This is a genomic window from Streptomyces sp. NBC_01446, from assembly GCF_026340095.1.
In the GTDB taxonomy this organism is placed as follows: domain Bacteria; phylum Actinomycetota; class Actinomycetes; order Streptomycetales; family Streptomycetaceae; genus Streptomyces; species Streptomyces aureus.
On record NZ_JAPEPO010000001.1, the window covers coordinates 4,655,480 to 4,673,212 of the forward strand.

Annotated in this window: 16 protein-coding genes, 1 tRNA gene and 1 pseudogene; 13 read left to right on the forward strand and 5 right to left on the reverse strand. The window is 70.7% G+C overall.

Going from position 1 to position 17,733, the window contains the following annotated elements; genetic code table 11:
• Window positions 1-87 precede the first annotated feature (87 nt).
• On the forward strand, window positions 88-2,862 hold the full coding sequence (locus OG456_RS20965; protein ID WP_266563210.1) for a penicillin acylase family protein: 2,775 nt from the start codon (window positions 88-90) through the stop codon (window positions 2,860-2,862).
• A gap of 73 nt (window positions 2,863-2,935) precedes the next feature.
• On the opposite strand, the gene OG456_RS20970 is transcribed toward OG456_RS20965, so the two are convergent.
• A complete protein-coding gene (locus tag OG456_RS20970) occupies window positions 2,936-3,538 on the reverse strand; it encodes a 5-formyltetrahydrofolate cyclo-ligase (protein ID WP_266563212.1) in 603 nt (200 codons plus the stop codon).
• Window positions 3,539-3,622: 84 nt separating this feature from the next.
• On the opposite strand from OG456_RS20970, the gene galU reads away from it, so the two are divergent.
• The 7 genes from galU to OG456_RS21005 all read left to right on the forward strand — a co-directional run bounded on the left by galU (window position 3,623) and on the right by OG456_RS21005 (window position 9,323).
• Window positions 3,623-4,525 (forward strand): UTP--glucose-1-phosphate uridylyltransferase GalU, encoded by a 903-nt coding sequence (gene galU, locus OG456_RS20975; protein ID WP_266563214.1) that lies wholly within the window; start codon window positions 3,623-3,625, stop codon window positions 4,523-4,525.
• Window positions 4,526-4,529: 4 nt separating this feature from the next.
• On the forward strand, window positions 4,530-5,879 hold the full coding sequence (glp, locus tag OG456_RS20980) for a gephyrin-like molybdotransferase Glp (RefSeq protein WP_266563216.1): 1,350 nt from the start codon (window positions 4,530-4,532) through the stop codon (window positions 5,877-5,879).
• 85 nt (window positions 5,880-5,964) lie between these two features.
• On the forward strand, window positions 5,965-6,459 hold the full coding sequence (moaC, locus tag OG456_RS20985; RefSeq protein ID WP_116512507.1) for a cyclic pyranopterin monophosphate synthase MoaC: 495 nt from the start codon (window positions 5,965-5,967) through the stop codon (window positions 6,457-6,459).
• On the forward strand, window positions 6,456-6,956 hold the full coding sequence (locus tag OG456_RS20990; protein ID WP_116512508.1) for a molybdenum cofactor biosynthesis protein B: 501 nt from the start codon (window positions 6,456-6,458) through the stop codon (window positions 6,954-6,956). The genes moaC and OG456_RS20990 overlap by 4 nt, the downstream gene beginning before the upstream one ends.
• Entirely contained in the window at window positions 6,953-7,624 is a 672-nt protein-coding gene (locus OG456_RS20995; RefSeq protein WP_266569365.1) for a GNAT family N-acetyltransferase, read from the forward strand. The genes OG456_RS20990 and OG456_RS20995 overlap by 4 nt, the downstream gene beginning before the upstream one ends.
• A 171-nt stretch (window positions 7,625-7,795) precedes the next feature.
• Window positions 7,796-9,163, forward strand: coding sequence for a gephyrin-like molybdotransferase receptor GlpR (gene glpR / locus OG456_RS21000; protein ID WP_266563220.1), 1,368 nt, complete (start codon window positions 7,796-7,798; stop codon window positions 9,161-9,163).
• Window positions 9,164-9,249: 86 nt separating this feature from the next.
• A tRNA-Ala gene (locus tag OG456_RS21005) sits at window positions 9,250-9,323 on the forward strand.
• Between the two features lie 95 nt (window positions 9,324-9,418).
• Here OG456_RS21005 and OG456_RS21010 read toward each other — a convergent pair.
• Complete coding sequence (locus OG456_RS21010) at window positions 9,419-9,916, reverse strand: GNAT family N-acetyltransferase (protein WP_266563222.1); 498 nt, start codon at window positions 9,914-9,916, stop codon at window positions 9,419-9,421.
• Between the two features lie 44 nt (window positions 9,917-9,960).
• Between OG456_RS21010 and OG456_RS21015 the strand changes: the two genes are divergently transcribed.
• Window positions 9,961-10,785 carry an exodeoxyribonuclease III gene (locus OG456_RS21015; protein WP_266569366.1) on the forward strand — a complete coding sequence of 275 codons (825 nt, stop codon included), beginning with the start codon at window positions 9,961-9,963 and terminating at the stop codon, window positions 10,783-10,785.
• 61 nt (window positions 10,786-10,846) lie between these two features.
• Here OG456_RS21015 and OG456_RS21020 read toward each other — a convergent pair whose 3' ends face one another.
• Both OG456_RS21020 and OG456_RS50825 read right to left on the reverse strand, forming a co-directional pair.
• Window positions 10,847-11,560 carry a recombinase family protein gene (locus OG456_RS21020; protein WP_266563224.1) on the reverse strand — a complete coding sequence of 238 codons (714 nt, stop codon included), beginning with the start codon at window positions 11,558-11,560 and terminating at the stop codon, window positions 10,847-10,849.
• A 159-nt stretch (window positions 11,561-11,719) separates the two neighbouring features.
• A pseudogene (locus OG456_RS50825) lies at window positions 11,720-12,316 on the reverse strand (recombinase family protein); the annotation flags it as partial.
• A 153-nt stretch (window positions 12,317-12,469) separates the two neighbouring features.
• On the opposite strand from OG456_RS50825, the gene OG456_RS21025 reads away from it, so the two are divergent.
• The gene (locus OG456_RS21025) at window positions 12,470-13,480 is read left to right on the forward strand and encodes a DUF6528 family protein (RefSeq protein WP_266563226.1); all 1,011 of its coding nucleotides are present in this window, start codon (window positions 12,470-12,472) and stop codon (window positions 13,478-13,480) included.
• 13 nt (window positions 13,481-13,493) lie between these two features.
• Here OG456_RS21025 and OG456_RS21030 read toward each other — a convergent pair whose 3' ends face one another.
• The gene (locus OG456_RS21030; protein WP_266569367.1) at window positions 13,494-14,120 is read right to left on the reverse strand and encodes a MerR family transcriptional regulator; all 627 of its coding nucleotides are present in this window, start codon (window positions 14,118-14,120) and stop codon (window positions 13,494-13,496) included.
• A gap of 211 nt (window positions 14,121-14,331) precedes the next feature.
• On the opposite strand from OG456_RS21030, the gene OG456_RS21035 reads away from it, so the two are divergent.
• Genes OG456_RS21035 through OG456_RS21045 form a run of 3 tightly spaced genes read left to right on the forward strand, consistent with a single transcriptional unit; the run spans window position 14,332 to window position 17,710 of the window.
• A complete protein-coding gene (locus tag OG456_RS21035; RefSeq protein WP_266563228.1) occupies window positions 14,332-15,885 on the forward strand; it encodes an NAD(P)/FAD-dependent oxidoreductase in 1,554 nt (517 codons plus the stop codon).
• Window positions 15,882-16,838 carry an alpha/beta fold hydrolase gene (locus tag OG456_RS21040; protein ID WP_266563230.1) on the forward strand — a complete coding sequence of 319 codons (957 nt, stop codon included), beginning with the start codon at window positions 15,882-15,884 and terminating at the stop codon, window positions 16,836-16,838. The genes OG456_RS21035 and OG456_RS21040 overlap by 4 nt, the downstream gene beginning before the upstream one ends.
• Entirely contained in the window at window positions 16,835-17,710 is an 876-nt protein-coding gene (locus tag OG456_RS21045; RefSeq protein WP_266563232.1) for an SDR family oxidoreductase, read from the forward strand. Before OG456_RS21040 ends, OG456_RS21045 begins: the two co-directional genes overlap by 4 nt.
• Window positions 17,711-17,733: the final 23 nt, after the last annotated feature.

The following is a 17,733-nucleotide window of genomic DNA, read 5'->3' on the forward strand; positions in this document are numbered from 1 at the left end:
CTGCGCCTATGGTTGCTCCAGCGCTCCGTGACCCCACAGCCCGCCTGCAGCCCGCTCTGCCGCTCGCGAAGGACAGCAAGGACAGCGATGCCCTCGAACACCAACGCCTCTTCCGGCCATTCGTCCGGCAAGAAGAAGGGCCGCAGAGCCCGACTGATCGTGATCGTGCTCGTCCTGGCCATTGTCGCGGGCATCGGCTACGGCACGTACTGGAGCGTCAGTACCGTGCGTGCCTCCTTCCCGCAGACGAAGGGCTCGATCAAGCTCGACGGGCTCTCCGGTCCAGTGGACGTGAAGCGGGACTCCTACGGGATCCCTCAGGTCTATGCCTCGTCCGACGAGGACCTGTTCATGGCCCAGGGCTATGTGCAGGCGCAGGACCGCTTCTGGGAGATGGACGTCCGCCGCCATATGACCTCCGGCCGGCTCTCCGAGATGTTCGGCAAGAGCCAGGTCAAGACCGATGAGTTCCTGCGGACGCTCGGCTGGCACCGGGTGGCGCAGAAGGAGTACGACTCCAAGCTCTCGCCCGAGACGAAGAAGTACCTCCAGGCGTACGCCAAGGGAGTCAACGCCTACCTCGCCGGCAAGAACGGCGGGGACATCTCCGTCGAGTACGCGGCGCTCGGGTTCACCAACGACTACGCGCCGCAGAAGTGGACGCCCGCCGACTCCGTGGCCTGGCTCAAGGCGATGGCGTGGGACCTGCGCGGCAACATGCAGGAAGAGATCGACCGCTCGCTGATGACGAGCCGCCTCGGCCCGCAGCAGATCGCGGACCTGTACCCGGACTACCCGTACGACCGGAACAAGGCGATCGTCCAGTCGGGCTCCTACGACAGCGCGACCGACTCCTACGGGGAGGGCTCCGGCGGGTCCGGAAATCAAACCGGTACGGGTGCCGGAACCGGAACGGGTGCCTCCACCGGCACCGGTCTCGCCGGCAACACCGAGGCCCCCAACGGCCTCCAGAGCCAGCTGACCGGGCTCTCCGACGCCCTGGACCAGGTCCCCGCGGCCGTCGGCCCGAACGGCAACGGCATCGGCTCCAACTCGTGGGTGGTCTCCGGAGCGCACACCATCACCGGGAAGCCGCTGCTCGCCAACGACCCGCACCTGTCGCCGCAGCTCCCGTCGGTCTGGTACCAGATGGGCCTGCACTGCCGGAGCCTGTCGGCCTCGTGCCAGTACGACGTCACGGGTTACACGTTCGCCGGGATGCCCGGCGTGATCATCGGCCACAACCAGGACATCTCCTGGGGCATGACGAACCTCGGTGCCGACGTCACCGACCTGTACCTGGAGAAGCTGAACAGCGGCGGCGGGTACCAGTACGACGGCAGGACGGTCCCGTTCAAGACCCGCAAGGAGACCATCAAGGTCGCCGGCGGCGACGACAAGACCATCACCGTCCGCGAGACCAACAACGGTCCGCTGATCTCCGACCGGGACGACGAGCTGGTCAAGGTCGGCAAGAAGGCGAAGGTCGACGCGGCCGCCCCCGACCGGGGCGACGGCTACGGGGTCTCGCTGCGCTGGACCGCGCTGACCCCCGGCAAGTCCATGGACGCCGTGTTCGAGCTGAACAAGACGAAGGACTGGAAGCAGTTCCGCAAGGCCGCCGCCGACTTCGAGGTGCCCTCGCAGAACCTGATCTACGCCGACACCAAGGGCAACATCGGCTACCAGGCGCCCGGCAGGATCCCGGTCCGCGGCAAGGGCGACGGCTCGCTGCCCGCCCCCGGCTGGGACGCCGCGTACCGCTGGAAGAGCTACATCCCGCAGTCCGCGCTGCCGTACGAGTACAACCCCAAGCGCGGCTACATCGTGACCGCCAACCAGGCTGTCATCGACAAGGACAAGTACCCGTACCACCTCACCTCCGACTGGGGTTACGGCACGCGCAGCCAGCGCATCACCGATCTGATCGAGTCGAAGATCGCCGGCGGCGGCAAGATCTCCACCGACGACATGCGCACCATGCAGATGGACAACAGCAGCGAGATCGCCAAGCTGCTCGTGCCCAAGCTGCTCAAGATCGACGTCTCGGACAAGTACGTCCGTGAGGCACAGAAGCTCCTGGAGAACTGGGACTACACCCAGAGCCCGGACTCGGCGGCCGCCGCGTACTTCAACTCGGTCTGGCGCAACATCCTCAAGCTGTCCTTCGGCAACAAGCTCCCCAAGGAGCTGCGGGTCAAGGGCCAGTGCCTGAGTGTCGAGCCGGCCGGTGACACCGGCCCGGCGGACGAGGACCGCCGGGTGCGCGAGTGCGGCGAGCGCGACGCGGACTCGGCGCAGCCGGACGGCGGCGACCGCTGGTTCGAGGTCGTCCGCAAGATCATCAACGATGAGAACAACGACTGGTGGAAGGCCCCGGCCACTCGCACCGACGCCGAGACCAAGACCCGCGACCAGCTGTTCGCGCGGGCCATGGAGGACGCGCGCTGGGACGTGACGGCCAAGCTCGGCAAGGACATCGACACCTGGAGCTGGGGCCGGCTGCACCAGCTGAGCCTGAAGAACCAGACCCTCGGCACCGACGGGCCCGGCTGGCTCCAGTACGTGCTCAACCGCGGCCCGTGGAAGCTCGGCGGCGGCGAGGCGGCCGTGGACGCGACCGGCTGGAACGCGGCCGGCGGCTACGGCGTCATCTGGGTCCCGTCGATGCGCATGGTGGTCAACCTCGCGGACCTCGACAAGTCCAAGTGGATCAACCTCACCGGAGCCTCGGGGCACGCGTTCAGCGCGCACTACACCGACCAGACCGAGAAGTGGTCCAAGGGCGACCTCCTCCCGTGGGTCTCCTCGGAGAAGGCGGTCGGCGCGAACACGAAGGACACCCTGGTGCTGCGACCCTGACGACGGGCGACACCGCATGAAAGGGCCCTCCACGCACGCGTGGAGGGCCCTTTCGGTCACCGGGGCGGACGGTTCACCGGAAGCGGCGCACTCCCGAAGGCGTCACCACGGCGTGCACAGGACGGTCGTGCGGCTCCTCGGGGACGCGCTCCACGACCTCGCCGTCGTACAGGAGCACCACGAGCGCCGGATCCGCGTCCGCCCGCTCAAGGCGCGCGAGGACCCTGTCGTACGAGCCGCCGCCGCGGCCGAGCCGCATGCCGCGCCCGTCGACCGCGAGGCCCGGCAGCAGCACCGCGTCGGCCTCCACGACGGCCTCGGTGCCGAGCGGCTCCCCGGAGGGCTCCAACAGGGCCATCTTTCCCGCATGTTGCACGCGCGCGAGGGACCCCTGTCCGTCGTAGGCGCCCCAGTCCAAGTCGTTGTCGTCGAGGAGCACAGGAAGCAGGACGCGTACCCCGCGCGCGTGGAGCGCGTCGAGCAGCGCGCGGGTGCCCGGTTCCCGGCCGACGGAGACGTACGCGGCGACGGTCCGCGCCCCGGCCAGCTCGGGAAGTTCAAGCGCCTGGCGGGCGAGCGCCCCGGCCGCCGTCTCGACGTCATCGGCGGGCAACCCCGATCTCACCTGGAGGAGTTCTGCCCGCAACGCGTTCTTGTCAGCCTTTGACAAACACATAGCCAGCTCACAAACCCCTCATATAGGCATCAAGTTAACTGGAAGCAAATCTTCCGCCCAGACGCTACGGATATGGTTCACCGCATGACTGAGTCGCACCCCAGGATCAGCAAGGCTGTCATCCCCGCCGCGGGCCTCGGCACCCGGTTCCTGCCGGCCACCAAGGCAACGCCCAAGGAGATGCTGCCGGTCGTCGACAAGCCGGCGATCCAGTACGTCGTCGAGGAAGCCGTGTCCGCCGGCCTCGACGACGTACTCATGATCACAGGCCGCAACAAGCGGCCCCTGGAGGACCACTTCGACCGCAACTACGAGCTCGAGTCGGCTCTCCAGAAGAAGGGCGACGCCGGCCGCCTCGCCAAGGTCCAGGAGTCCAGCGACCTCGCGACCATGCACTATGTCCGCCAGGGCGACCCCAGGGGCCTCGGTCACGCCGTCCTGTGCGCGGCTCCCCACGTCGGCCAGGAGCCCTTCGCGGTCCTCCTCGGCGACGACCTGATCGACCCGCGCGACCCCCTGCTCGCCCGCATGGTCGACGTCCAGGAGCAGCGCGGCGGCAGCGTCATCGCCCTCATGGAGGTCGAGCCCTCGCAGATCCACCTCTACGGCTGCGCCGCCGTCGAGGCGACCGAGGACGGCGACGTCGTCAAGATCACCGGCCTCGTCGAGAAGCCCGACCCCGCGGACGCCCCGTCGAACTACGCGATCATCGGCCGCTACGTCCTCGACCCCGCGATCTTCGAGATACTCCGCCGGACCGAGCCGGGCCGCGGCGGCGAGATCCAGCTCACCGACGCCCTCCAGCAGCTCGCCGACGACGAGAAGGCCGGCGGGCCCGTCCACGGCGTCGTCTTCAAGGGCCGCCGGTATGACACCGGAGACCGTGGCGACTATCTGCGTGCCATTGTCAGACTCGCGTGCGAACGTGAGGACCTGGGCCCGGACTTCCGCGCCTGGCTTCGCAGTTACGTCACCGAGGAGATGTAGCACCTTGAGCAGCACGACCACGCACGTCACCGGTCAGCAGCACGTCTGGTCGGTGGCGGAGCACCTGGAGGACATCCTCGCCACGGTCCGCCCGCTGGAGCCCATCGAGCTCCAGCTCCTCGACGCACAGGGCTGCGTCCTCGTCGAGGACATCTCGGTGCCGCTCTCGCTGCCCCCCTTCGACAACAGCTCGATGGACGGGTACGCGGTCAGGGCCGCCGACGTGGCGGGCGCGAGCGAGGACTTCCCCGCGGTGCTCACGGTCGTGGGGGACGTCGCCGCGGGCCAGGCCCGGCTGCTCCGCGTCGGGCCCGGCCAGGCCGCCCGCATCATGACCGGCGCCCCGCTCCCGCCCGGCGCCGAGGCCGTCGTCCCCGTCGAGTGGACCGACGGCGGCCTGGGCGAGGGCCCGGTCTCCGGGATGCGCGCCCACAGCGCCGCCCCCGAGGGCGCCTCCGGCGAGGTCCGTGTGCACCGCCCCGCCGAGGCACGCGCGCACGTGCGCGCCAAGGGCAGCGACGTGAAGGCGGGCGACCGCGCCCTGGAGGCCGGCACGGTCCTCGGACCGCCCCAGATCGCCCTCCTCGCCGCGATCGGCCGCGGCAGCGTACGCGTGCGCCCGCGCCCGCGCGTCGTCGTCATGTCCACCGGCAGCGAACTCGTCCAGCCGGGCGAGGAGTTGGCCGCGGGCCAGATCTACGACTCCAACAGCTTCGCCCTCACCGCCGCCGCCCGCGACGCCGGAGCGATCGCGTACCGCGTCGGCGCGGTCGCCGACGACGCGGAGACACTGCGCTCCACCATCGAGGACCAGCTGATCCGCGCCGACCTCATCGTCACCACGGGCGGAGTCAGCGTCGGCGCGTACGACGTCGTGAAGGAGGCGCTGACCTCCGTCGGCGACTCCGAGGACGAGACCGGCATCGGAGCCGGCAGCGGCGTCGAGTTCCGCAAGCTCGCCATGCAGCCGGGCAAGCCCCAGGGCTTCGGCACCATCGGCCCCGAGCACACCCCGCTCCTCGCCCTGCCGGGCAACCCCGTCTCCTCGTACGTCTCCTTCGAGCTGTTCGTACGCCCCGCGGTGCGTACTCTCATGGGCCTGCCCGCCGCGGACGTGCACCGGCCGTCGGCCCGCGCGGTCCTGAAGTCGGCCAAGGCACTCAGCTCGCCCGCGGGACGACGTCAGTTCCTGCGCGGGACGTACGACGCCGAGGCCGGGACCGTCACCCCCGTGGGGGGCTCCGGATCCCACCTCGTCGCCGCGCTCGCCCACGCGGACGCGCTGATCGTCCTGCCCGAGAAGACCACCTCGGCCGAGCCCGGCGTGGAAGTGGACGTGGTCCTCCTCGGCTGAGCGCCCCGTCCGCGCGATACCGTGTCGCGCACAACAGGCCGCGCGCCGCACCGCGCGGCCCACGGACCGGGAGCGCCAGAGCACCATGAGCAGTTCGCAGGACCGACTGACGCACATCGACGAGGCGGGCGCGGCCCGCATGGTCGACGTGTCCGCCAAGGACGTGACCGCGCGCACCGCCCGTGCCAGCGGCCGCGTCCTCGTATCGCCCCGCGTGGTGGAGCTGCTGCGCGGCGAGGGAGTGCCCAAGGGTGACGCCCTCGCCACGGCGCGCATCGCCGGGATCATGGGTGCCAAGCGCACCCCCGATCTCATCCCGCTCTGCCACCCGCTGTCGGTGTCCGGAGTGAAACTGGACCTGTCCGTCGCCGACGACGCGGTCGAGATCCTCGCCACGGTGAAGACCACCGACCGCACGGGCGTCGAGATGGAGGCCCTGACGGCCGTCTCGGTGGCCGCGCTCACGGTGATCGACATGGTGAAGGCCGTCGACAAGGGCGCCGTCATCACGGACGTACGCGTCGAGGAGAAGACGGGCGGCAAGTCGGGCCACTGGACCCGCCCGGAGGCCGGGGAATGAGCCCCTACCGCGCCCTGGTCGTCACCGCCTCCAACCGCGCCGCCGCCGGGGTCTACGCCGACACGGGCGGCCCCCGGATCGCGAAGGGCCTCGAAGCCATGGGCTTCCAGGTCGACGGACCGCAGGTCGTGCCCGACGGGGACCCGGTGGCCGAGGCGCTGCGGGCCGGTGTCGACGCCGGGTACGACGTCATCCTCACCACCGGCGGCACCGGCATCTCGCCCACCGACCGGACCCCCGAGGCCACCCGCAGCGTGCTCGACCACGAGGTGCCCGGCATCCCCGAGGCCATCCGCGCGTTCGGGCGCGAGAAGGTGCCCACGGCCGCACTCTCCCGGGGCCTCGCCGGCGTCGCCGGACGCACCCTGATCGTGAACCTGCCCGGGTCGTCCGGCGGGGTCAAGGACGGCCTCGCCGTGCTCGGCACCCTGCTGACCCACGCCGTCGACCAGCTGCGCGGCGGCGACCACCCCAGACCTGACGGGGGTGCGAGCTGAACAGCCCATCCTGGCCGGTCGAGCTGACGGACGGTGACGTCTGTCTGCGCCCGATAAAACTGCGCGACCAACGGGCCTGGCGCGAGGTCAACCGCCGCAACCGCGACTGGCTGCGCCCCTGGGAAGCGACCATCCCGCCGCCCACGCCCAGCGGCCCCATCGCCCACCGTCCGACCTACCGTCAGATGGTCCGCCACCTGCGCGCCGAGGCGAGCGCGGGGCGCATGCTGCCCTTCGTCATCGAGTACCAGGGGCGCCTGGTCGGGCAGTTGACGGTGGCGGGGATCACCTGGGGCTCGATGTGTTCGGGTCATGTCGGCTACTGGGTCGACGAGTCGGTGGCCGGGCGCGGCGTGATGCCGACGGCGGTGGCGCTCGCGGTCGACCACTGCTTCCGCACGGTGGGCCTGCACCGTATCGAGGTCTGTATTCGCCCGGAGAACGGGCCGAGTCGCCGGGTCGTCGAAAAACTCGGATTCCGCGAGGAAGGGCTGCGGCCCCGCTATCTCCACATCGACGGCGGGTGGCGCGACCATCTCGTCTTCGCGCTCACCGCGGAGGAGGTCCCGGAAGGCCTCCTGAGCCGCTTGCGTCGCAAGCGTGGCGGCAACACCGCTGGTCCGGGTGGTCCGAGCAGCGCGGAGCGCCCCGGCACATCGCCAAAATGAAATAAGTGTTCGAAACTGATCGGGGATCGTCCGCCTCGGGCATTAAATTCGCTCGACGGATGGCGCGTTGATGCCTCAGTCGGAAAAAAAGCTCGAAATATCAGCCAGATCGTGCGACACACCGGCTCAATTGGCGGATGCCCCCACGCAAACCCCTCTACCGTGTGAGACGTGAGCAGCAGCGGCCTCATCTACGCAGTCATCGTCGGGGCCTGGGCCGCCTACTTGGTGCCGATGTGGCTCCGTAGGCAGGACGAGCTGAACGAGGCCCGTCCGACGGAACGCTTCAGCACCGCCATCCGGCTGCTGTCCGGACGGGCGGGCATGGAGCGCCGATACGCCAAGGACCTGCAGACGCGCTCGCCCGAAGGGGAGGAGCAGCGCAGCGACCCGTCCGTCCCGGACGCGGCCACCGACTCGGTGGACGTCCGGGCCTTCGCCGCGCCCCCGGTCCGAGGGGAGCGCAGGAACGAGAACCGGGACGCCCGCCACGAGCGGCACCCCGGACCCGAACCCCGCCCCGAGCCCCGGCCCAGGACCTCGCCCGCCCGGCAGGCACCCGACCGCCAGGTCTCCGCCCGGACCCCCCACGACCAGCAGGCGCACGACCGGCCGCACCACGACCGGCCCGCCAACGACCCGCACACGAACGGCAGGTCCGCAACCGGACGCCAGGGCCCCGACCGCCAGAAGTCGGACCGTCAGGCGTCCGACCGCCAGCCGTCCGACCGGTCCGCGGCCGAGCGACAGGCCGCTTCGGCGGACGCCGCCGCCCGTGCCCGCCGCTCCAAGGTGCTCGCGCGCAGGCGCCGTACGACCGTCATGCTCTTCCTCGCCTTCACGGCCGGAGCGGTCGTCGCCGCCGTCGGCGGGCTCGCGTTCCTCTGGGCACCCGCGGTGCCCGCCGTGCTGCTCAGCTCGTACATCTTCTATCTGCGCGCCCAGGAGCGGCGGCGCTTCGCGTACACGATGGACCGGCGCCAGGCCGAGGTCGCGGCGCAGCGGCTGCGCGAACGGCAGCCCCGCAGGCGCCAGCCCACCGCGGGCCGGTCCGCCGCGGAGGAGGCCGAAGAGGGGCCTGCGCCAGAGGTGGAGACCGACCCCGGTCTCGAGGCGCTCGCGGCCGACCGGCGCGCGCTCGTCGAGCAGACCGACCACGCCGAGTGGGTCGACCAGCAGCGCGAGCGGCAACGCGGCCCCGGCCACGGCGACAGCTGGGACCCGGTCCCGGTGCCGCTGCCGACGTATGTGACCGCCCCGGTCGCCCCGCGCGCCACGGGCAGCGTCGACCTCGGCGCCCCCGACGCGTGGAGCTCGGCCCGCTCCAGCACGGCGGGCGCGGCGCAGCAGGAGCCGGACGGGCACACCGGCGAGGAGCCTGCGGCGGCGTCCGAGGAGAGCGACGGCGCGGACGAGATCGGGGACGAGCGCTGTGACGCCCGCCGGGCCGCCTCCGCGCGCCGCTCGCGCGAGCGCGGCCGCACCCCGCTCTTCGACCAGTACGACGACGGCGGCCGCCCCCGCGCGGCCAACGAGTGAGACCCGTCCGGGGCCACCCTGGCTGACCAGCCAGGAACGGATTTCCGAGCACCCCGATCGGGATGCTAGAGTTTCACTCGTTGCAAGGGCCTGTGGCGCAGTCTGGTAGCGCACCTCGTTCGCATCGAGGGGGTCTGGGGTTCAAATCCCCACAGGTCCACCGCAATTAAGAGCCCCACCGGATTCGTCCGGTGGGGCTCTTGCCTTGCCCGCTTGCTCCCTCCCCGTGGCGCCCTTTCCGCGATGTTGGGCGCGTCACAGCGCCTTGGCGAAGCAGCGGCTCAGTTCCTCGAAGCGGTAGTGGCCGAACTTGCTGCAGGCCGTGTAGCCGCTCGACGCGTAGAGAGCGATGGCCTCCGGCTGCTTGAGGCCCGTCTCCAGGACCATGCGGGAACGGCCGGCGGCGCGGGCGTCGTCCTCCAGGGCCGCGAGTATGCGCCGGGCCAGACCCAGCCCCCGGGCCTCGGGTGTGACGTACATCCTCTTCAGCTCGGCGTCGCCGTCCGAATATCCCTCGTCGTTCTGCTCCTGGGTGCGCCAGCCGCCGGTGGCGAGCGGGGTGCCCCCGTCGTCGTACGCGATCAGATAGAGGCCGCGCGGGGCGTCGAACATCGTCGGGTCGAGCGGGGTGACGTCGCCGTCGTCGCCGTAGCGCTCGGCGTATTCGAGCTGGACGCGGTCGTTCAGCTTGATCGCGTCGGGGTGTCCGAAGGAGACGCGCTGGAGGGTGGGCGCCATGGGCTGAATAGTCATGCTGAGTATCGTATCTCTATGCTGGCGTGCGGCTGTCCTTTCAAGTGTGCCGGTATGGTGCCCCGGTGCTGACTGTGACGAGTGTCAACGTGAACGGGCTGCGGGCCGCCGCCAAGAAGGGCTTCGTGGAATGGCTGGCCGGGACCTCCGCGGATGTCCTGTGCCTCCAGGAGGTGCGGGCGGAGCCCCAGCAGCTGCCCGACGAGGTGCGCGAGCCCGAGGGGTGGCACGTCGTGCACGCCCCCGCCGGCGCGAAGGGGCGGGCCGGTGTGTCGCTCTACACACGCCGTGAGCCGGAGCGCGTACAGATCGGCTTCGGGTCCGAGGAGTTCGACGGGAGCGGGCGGTACGTGGAGGTGGACCTCCCCGGCGTCGTCGTCGCCAGCCTCTATCTGCCCTCCGGCGAGGTCGGGACCGAGCGTCAGGACGAGAAGATCCGCTTCATGGGCGAGTTCCTGGCCTATCTGAAGGGCCTGCGCGAGCGGGCCGCCGCCGAGGGCCGCGAGGTGCTCGTGTGCGGCGACTGGAACATCGCCCACCGCGAGGCGGACCTCAAGAACTGGAAGTCCAACAAGAAGAACTCCGGCTTCCTCCCCGAGGAGCGCGACTGGCTCGGACAGGTTCTCGACGAGACAGACGGTGGCTACGTCGACGTGGTGCGCTCCCTGCACCCCGACGAGGAGGGCCCGTACTCGTGGTGGTCGTACCGGGGGCGGGCTTTCGACAATGATTCAGGATGGAGGATCGACCTCGCGGTCGCGACGCCTGGGCTCGCTCGGCGGGCGGTCAAGGGGTTCGTCGAGCGAGCTGCAAGTCACGGGGAGCGGTGGTCGGACCACGCTCCCGTGACCGTGGTGTTCGAGACGTGACAGGTGTGAGGGGCGCGCCGAGAATCTCGGCGCGCCCCTCACACTCTCAGCCCTTCACGCCTCAGTTGCTCAGTCGCGTACCGGGGGATCTCCCGAGCGAGAACGCCAAGCGGGAGGTATCCGGCCCGGACCGTCGGGCGCGACCTCCGCCAGGACGACCCTTGGTGACGTCGATGCGGACGCAGGTGCGGAGAAGGTCCTCTCGCGTTACTTCACCCTCTGTTCCGATCGCCTGGAGATAGCGGTCGACCGCGTACGCCTCAAGCCAGTCGGAGCGCATGCCTGCGGCGGCGGGGCAGGTTTCGCCTCGGGCGGTCGCGCGGCACATGTAGTCCCCGTACGGATAGCCCTTCCGGGCGGCGAAGTACATGCGTCCGCCACAACCCATGCAGTGCACGACTCCGACGAGCAGGGCGGTCGTACGGCTGCGGGCGTGGCGGGTGCCGTTGGAGCGTGCCTGGAGCAGGTCTTGCAGGTCACGGAACTCCTCCTCGGTGAGCAGTGGAGGGCCGATCAGGACGGGGGCGCCCTCGGGGTCGCGGACAGTCCGGCCTTGGTGTACTCGATGCCCGGCAAGAGACGGGCTGCGCAGCACTTTGGAGAGGGTGCCGGACGTCCAGCGGAACCGTTCGAAGTCCCGGCCGTGGCGACGACCGCCTGTCGGGCGCCCCTGGAGTCGCGCGTGGTGGTCGCGCGGGACGAGCACCGATGCTTCGTTGAGCTTGCGCGCGATGGCGATGAGAGACAGGCCCGCGTGGACCTCCTTCACAATCATGCTGACGAGGTCTGCAGACTGGGGATCCGGGGCCAGGCACCACCCGCTGCCGGAAGGGTGCGGTGATTTCCGGTAGCCGAAGGGAACCAGGCCGCCTCCGTACCGGCCGGCTGCTCGCAGCGCTTCGTGGCTGCTGGAGAGCCGGTCGGAAATGGTGCGGGACTCTTGCTCAGCGGCGTACCCCAGGTCCATGCATCGCCGGATGGTGGCACCGCCTGCCTGTGGTGTCACCACGAGCGCACGGTCTTCGTCAGGAAGACCGAAGATGAATGAACGAGCATGCCTCCGGCCCCACGTGATCAACTCGGCCATGTGTGCCACGGACCGAACGGCGCGGTCCACGTGTGACCACGCGATGGCGTCGTAGTCGTCAGGGCGACGTAGCCAGGCCGACAGGGATGGCCGTTCGAAGGGGGATGCCCTACGGGCCGAGACGCCGAGGTCTGTGGCCTCGGCGACCAGCGTGAAGCCGAGCCGATCGACGCAGAGTTGGATTGTGGCGCGCTGACGGCCCGGCGACGTGGTGACGCTCGTGAGTTGGCTGAGGCGAACTGCTGCGAGGTCCCTTGGCTGTCCGGTGGCGGTCGCGGAGGGCGAAGTCGGCACGGGATGTTGAGGTCTAGTCTTGGGCATGTCGACGCTCCTGGCTGGTGTCGGCCGTACCCCGGGGCTGGTGACACAGTCGCCGGGGCTTTCGATCTCACTCTCGGAGTGGGAACGGCCTTCCGTCTGCCATTTATCGGAAAAGCGCCTCATGGGGTGAATGTTCCGACGGCGTAAGGGATGTGATGGCTCATCGACCGAAAGTCCGGTAGAGGACTGTCCGTATGTTCGAGTGGCGTGGCAGATTTCGGCGTGTGCGTGACGAGTGGTCCGAGTGGTCAACTGGCAACGTTGCGGGGGGACTTCATGTCCGTGCTTCCTTCCAGGCGTCGTGTGCTGCTCGGGGCCGCCGGGGCCGGGGTCGCGGCTGTGGTGGCGCCGGGGGCGGCCCGCGCGGTGGCCTCGGGGCCGCCCGCGGTCATGGTCACCGAGCAGGCGAGCAAGCGGATCCTCGTGCTCGATCCGGGGCGGACCGTCTGGGATCCGGCGGCCGATCCGTCCTGTGTGCGGTGGCAGTTCTCGCCCGTCGGGGACCCGCGGTATCGGGATCTCGTGCCGGACGAGAGCTGGGTGTACCCCGCCGAGGCGAAGGTCCGGGTGCATCGCGGGCGGACGTATCTGCTGACCACGGCGTCCTTCGGGTTCGCGGCCGTCGTCTCGTATCCGTCGGGGCGGCGGTACTGGGGTGCGACGCTCGGGCCCGGCGACGATCTCCTCAACCCCCACAGCATCGAGATCCTGCCGGACGGGAACGTGGCCGTCGCGTGCAGTACGGGGGCGCTCGTCAGGCTCTACGCCGCGTCGCTCGGCCCGCACTCGCGGCGGTTCGCCGAGGTGACGCTGAAGGGTGCGCACGGGATGCACTGGGACGCCCGGCGCGAGGTGCTGTGGGCGCTGGGCGATGACGAGCTGGTCGCGTACCGGGTGGGTGGCAGTCGGGTGCGGCCCGCGCTGGCGAGGCTGTCGTCGGTGGGGCTGCCGGTCGCCAAGCCGGGGAAGTCGCCCGGCGGGCACGACCTGTTCCCGGTGGCGGGGCGCCCGGGGCGGCTGTGGGTGACCACGAGCGCTTCGGTGTTCCAGTACGACATCGCGGGCGGGGCCTTCGTGCAGGACTTCGCCGGTGCGGCCGAGATCGTGCGGCCCGGGGTGAAGGCGATCGGGGACGATCCGCGGACCGGGCAGGCGCTCAGTACGGTGCCGGAGAGCGGCCTGGGTGAGACGTGGTGGACGACGAGGGTGGGCGTGCACCGGCCGCCGGGCTCGTACACCCTCGTCAACGGCGGGATCTACAAGGCGCGTTGGTGGTTGCCGAGGTAGGCGGCGGGGCTGCTCACTCTCCGGGTTTCTTGGCCAGGGCGCGGTCCAGGGCCAGGGACAGTTCCGCCTCGATCACGCTCTTGGCGAGCGGGCGCAGGCGCTGGAGGTCGTGTTCCGTGGCGTGCGAGAGGACCAGGTCGGTGAAGAGTTCGGCCAGGTCCTCCGCGTGGGCGCGGACGCGTTTGGCGGCCGAGAGGACGTCGGCGAGCGGGACGCCCTCGCGGACCAGGGCGGCCGACACGTCGAGCAGGCGCCGGCTGACGTGGACGATCTCCTCGCCGTCCACGCCGACGTAGCCGAGGTCCATCGCGGCTTCGAGGTTGTCCGGGGTGACCTGGCCCGCGAAGTAGTCGGCCAGTTCCTCGGGGGTGAGGCGGACGGGGATCTCCTCGGACGGTTCGCCGAGGCCGAGGAGTTCGCCGACGTCGCGCCCACGGTCGAAGGCCTCGGAGAGTTCGGCGATGCCGCTGAGGGTGTGGCCGCGTTCGAGGAGGGCGGCGATGGTGCGCAGGCGGGCCAGGTGGCTCTCGTCGTACCAGGCGATGCGGCCCTCGCGGCGCGGCGGCCGGATGAGCTTGCGTTCGCGGTAGAAGCGCAGGGTGCGCACGGTGATGCCGGCCTCCCGCGCGAGCTCCTCCACGCGGAACTCCCGGGTGCCGGTGCCTTTCGCCGCCTCTTCCGCCGCTTCTTCCACGGGTGCTTTCGCCGCTTCCTTCGCCACGCGAGAACCCTATGTTGTACCGCCGGTAACTTTCGTGCTCCCGCCCCCTACCCATCAGTACGCAGCTGCTCTACTCTCCCCATTGCGCCAGTGTTCACTGGCAGGGTCGTGCGGCTAGGGAGGCGCCGGGATGACTGAGCACGAGCATGAACACGTACGGGTGGCGGTGATCGGGTCCGGGTTCGGCGGCCTCGGGGCCGCGGTCCGGCTGCGGCGCGAAGGCATCACCGACTTCGTGGTCCTGGAGCGGGCGGGCGCCGTGGGCGGCACCTGGCGCGACAACAGCTACCCGGGGTGCGCGTGCGACGTGCCCTCCCACCTGTACTCCTTCTCCTTCGCGCCCAACGCCGACTGGCCGCGCACCTTCTCCGGCCAGGAGCACATCCGGGAGTACCTGGAGCGCGTCGCCGACACCTTCCGGCTGCGCCCGCACATCCGCTTCGACCACGAGGTGAAGCAGGCGCGCTGGGACACCGAGAAGCTGTGGTGGGAGGTCGAGACGTCGCAGGGGACGCTCACCGCCGACGTCGTCATCTCGGCGACCGGCCCGCTGTCCGACCCGAAGATGCCGGACATCAAGGGCCTCGACGCCTTCCCCGGCAAGGTCTTCCACTCCGCGCGCTGGGATCACGACTACGACCTGCGCGGCAAGCGCGTCGCCGTGATCGGCACCGGCGCCTCCGCCATCCAGATCGTGCCGGCCATCCAGCGCGACGTGGCGCAGCTGACCCTCTTCCAGCGCACCCCGCCGTGGGTGATGCCGCGCGCCGACCGCGCCATCACGGGCGCCGAGCGCTGGCTGCACCGTCAGCTGCCGTTCACCACGCAGGCCCGCCGCGGTCTGCTGTGGGGCATCCGCGAGCTCCAGGTGCAGGCGTTCACGAAGCGGCCCAACGAGCTGGGCCTGGTCGAGCAGCTCGCCAAGCGCAACATCCACCGGTCGATCAAGGACCCGGCCCTGCGCGCCAAGCTCACCCCGAACTACCGCATCGGCTGCAAGCGCATCCTGCTGTCCAACGCCTACTACCCGGCGCTCGCGCAGCCGAATGTCGATGTCGTGGCCTCCGGGCTCAGCGAGATCCGCGGCTCCACGCTGGTCGCCACCGACGGGAGCGAGGTGGAGGTCGACGCGATCGTCTTCAGCACCGGCTTCCACGTCACGGACATGCCGATCGCCGACCGGGTCGTGGGCGCCGAGGGGCACACGCTCATGGAGTCCTGGAAGGACGGCATGAAGGCGCTGCGCGGCGCGACGGCGGCCGGGTTCCCGAACTTCATGACCGTCATCGGGCCGAACACCGGCCTCGGCAACTCCTCGATGATCCTGATGATCGAGTCCCAGCTGAACTATCTGGCCGACTACGTACGCCAGTTGGACGTGCTCGGCGGCCGCGTCGCCCTGGACCCGCGCGCCTCCGCGGTGAACGCGTGGAACCGCCGCGTGCAGGACCGGATGGAGCGCACGGTGTGGAGCTCCGGCGGCTGCAGCAGCTGGTACCTCGACGAGAGCGGCGTGAACACCACGCTGTGGCCGGGCACGACGACCGAGTTCCGGTCCGCCACGCGCCGGGTCGACCTCGGCGAGTACGAGGTGGTCAGGGCGCCGGCGGCGAAACCGGCCGCGGTACCCGCGGCACGTACGAAGAAGGGCCGGGGCGGCAAGGTGGAGGCGGGAGCGGCATGAGCCGGTTGATGCATGTGGTGAGCGGTCCCTACGCGCCGCCCGCGGCCGCGCGTGAGCTGACGGCGGTCTCCGCCGACGGCGCCAGGCTGCACGTCGAGGTGCACGGCCCCGAGGGGGCGCCCACCGTGGTGCTCGCCCACGGGTGGACGTGCTCGACCGCGTTCTGGGCCGCGCAGATACGGTCTCTTGCCGCTGACCACCAGGTCGTCGCGTACGACCAGCGCGGCCACGGTCGCAGCCCCGCGGCGCAGGCCCCGTACTCGACGGAGATGCTCGCCGACGACCTGGAGGCCGTGCTCGGCGCGACGCTCGCGCCGGGTGAGAAGGCCGTGCTCGTCGGGCACTCCATGGGCGGCATGACGATGATGGCCGCGTCGCGGCGGCCGAAGTTCCGTGAGCACGCGGCCGCGGTACTGCTGTGCAGCACGGGCAGTTCGCACCTGGTGGCCGAGTCGACCGTGCTGCCGCTGAGGCCCGGGCGGCTGCGGACCCGGATCACGACGGCCGTGCTCGGCGCGCGGGCCCCGCTCGGGCCGGTCACGCCGCTCGGCAAGAAGGTCCTGCGCTACGCGACCATGGGCGCGGGGTCGTCGCCGGACAAGGTCGAGGCCTGCGCGCGGATCGTGCACGCCTGCCCGACGAAGGTGCGCCACCACTGGTCGCGCGTCCTCGCCGAGCTCGAACTCGACGAGGGCGCGGCCGAGTTGCGGGTGCCCACGGCGGTCATCGCCGGTACGGCCGACCGGCTCACGCCCGTCGTGCACGCGCGGCGCCTGGCTGCGACGCTGCCGGAGTGCGTGGGGCTCACCGAACTCACCGGGCTCGGGCACATGACGCCCGTCGAAGCGCCCGACCTGGTCACCGAGCGCATCCGCGATCTGGCCGGGTACGTCACGAACGGCGTCACGAACGGCGAGACGAACGACGAGCTGAAGGGAGCGGCATCCGCATGAGCAGGGTCAGTCTCGAAGGACAGGTAGCGGTCGTCACGGGTGCCGCGCGCGGCGTGGGGGAGCTGCTCGCGCGCAAGCTGGCGGCGCGCGGCGCCAGGATCGCGCTGGTCGGTCTGGAGCCGGACGAGCTGAAGGCGGTGTCGGAACGTCTCGACACCGACAGCGACTTCTGGCACGCCGACGTCACCGACCATGTGGCGATGGCGCAGGTCGCCGCGGAGGTCAAGCAGCGCTTCGGCAAGGTCGACATCGTCGTCGCGAACGCGGGTGTCGCCAACGGCGGCCCGTTCCTCGACTCCGACCCGGTCGCCTGGCGCCGCGTCATCGAGGTCAACCTGATCGGATCGGCGGTCACGGCGCGGGCGTTCCTGCCGGTGCTCATGGAGAGCCGCGGGTATCTGCTCCAGATCGCGTCGCTGGCCGCGATCACGCCGGCGCCCATGATGACCGCGTACTGCGCGTCGAAGTCGGGCGTCGAGGCGTACGCGCACAGCCTGCGCGCCGAGGTCGGCTACAAGGGCGTGCGGGTCGGTGTCGGGTACCTGTCGTGGACCGACACCGACATGGTGCGCGGCGCCGACCAGGACGACGTGATGCGCGAGCTGCGGCAGCGGCTGCCGTGGCCGTCGAACAAGACGTATCCGCTGGGCCCGGCCGTGGACCGGATCGTCGCGGGCATCGAGCGGCGCTCCAGCCATGTGTACGCGCAGTGGTGGCTGCGGGGCATGCAGGGCATCCGCGGTTATCTGCCCGGGGTCATCGGGGCGGTCGGGCAGCGCGAGATGCGGCGGTTCGAGCCGCGCCTGGGCAGTGTCTCGACGGGGCTGGTCGGGGCGGGCGGCGCCGCCGACGAATCGGTCAGGGGCGGCTGACAGTCGCTCAGCTGCTCTGACCT

Coding starts and splice junctions, on each gene's coding strand:
- OG456_RS20965 (WP_266563210.1), top strand. CDS start 88: ATGCCCTCGAACACCAACGCCTCTTCCGGCCATTCGTCCGGCAAGAAG.
- OG456_RS20970 (WP_266563212.1), bottom strand. CDS start 3,538: ATGTGTTTGTCAAAGGCTGACAAGAACGCGTTGCGGGCAGAACTCCTC.
- galU (WP_266563214.1), top strand. CDS start 3,623: ATGACTGAGTCGCACCCCAGGATCAGCAAGGCTGTCATCCCCGCCGCG.
- moaC (WP_116512507.1), top strand. CDS start 5,965: ATGAGCAGTTCGCAGGACCGACTGACGCACATCGACGAGGCGGGCGCG.
- OG456_RS20990 (WP_116512508.1), top strand. CDS start 6,456: ATGAGCCCCTACCGCGCCCTGGTCGTCACCGCCTCCAACCGCGCCGCC.
- OG456_RS21010 (WP_266563222.1), bottom strand. CDS start 9,916: ATGACTATTCAGCCCATGGCGCCCACCCTCCAGCGCGTCTCCTTCGGA.
- OG456_RS21020 (WP_266563224.1), bottom strand. CDS start 11,560: ATGATTGTGAAGGAGGTCCACGCGGGCCTGTCTCTCATCGCCATCGCG.
- OG456_RS21025 (WP_266563226.1), top strand. CDS start 12,470: ATGTCCGTGCTTCCTTCCAGGCGTCGTGTGCTGCTCGGGGCCGCCGGG.
- OG456_RS21035 (WP_266563228.1), top strand. CDS start 14,332: ATGACTGAGCACGAGCATGAACACGTACGGGTGGCGGTGATCGGGTCC.
- OG456_RS21040 (WP_266563230.1), top strand. CDS start 15,882: ATGAGCCGGTTGATGCATGTGGTGAGCGGTCCCTACGCGCCGCCCGCG.
- OG456_RS21045 (WP_266563232.1), top strand. CDS start 16,835: ATGAGCAGGGTCAGTCTCGAAGGACAGGTAGCGGTCGTCACGGGTGCC.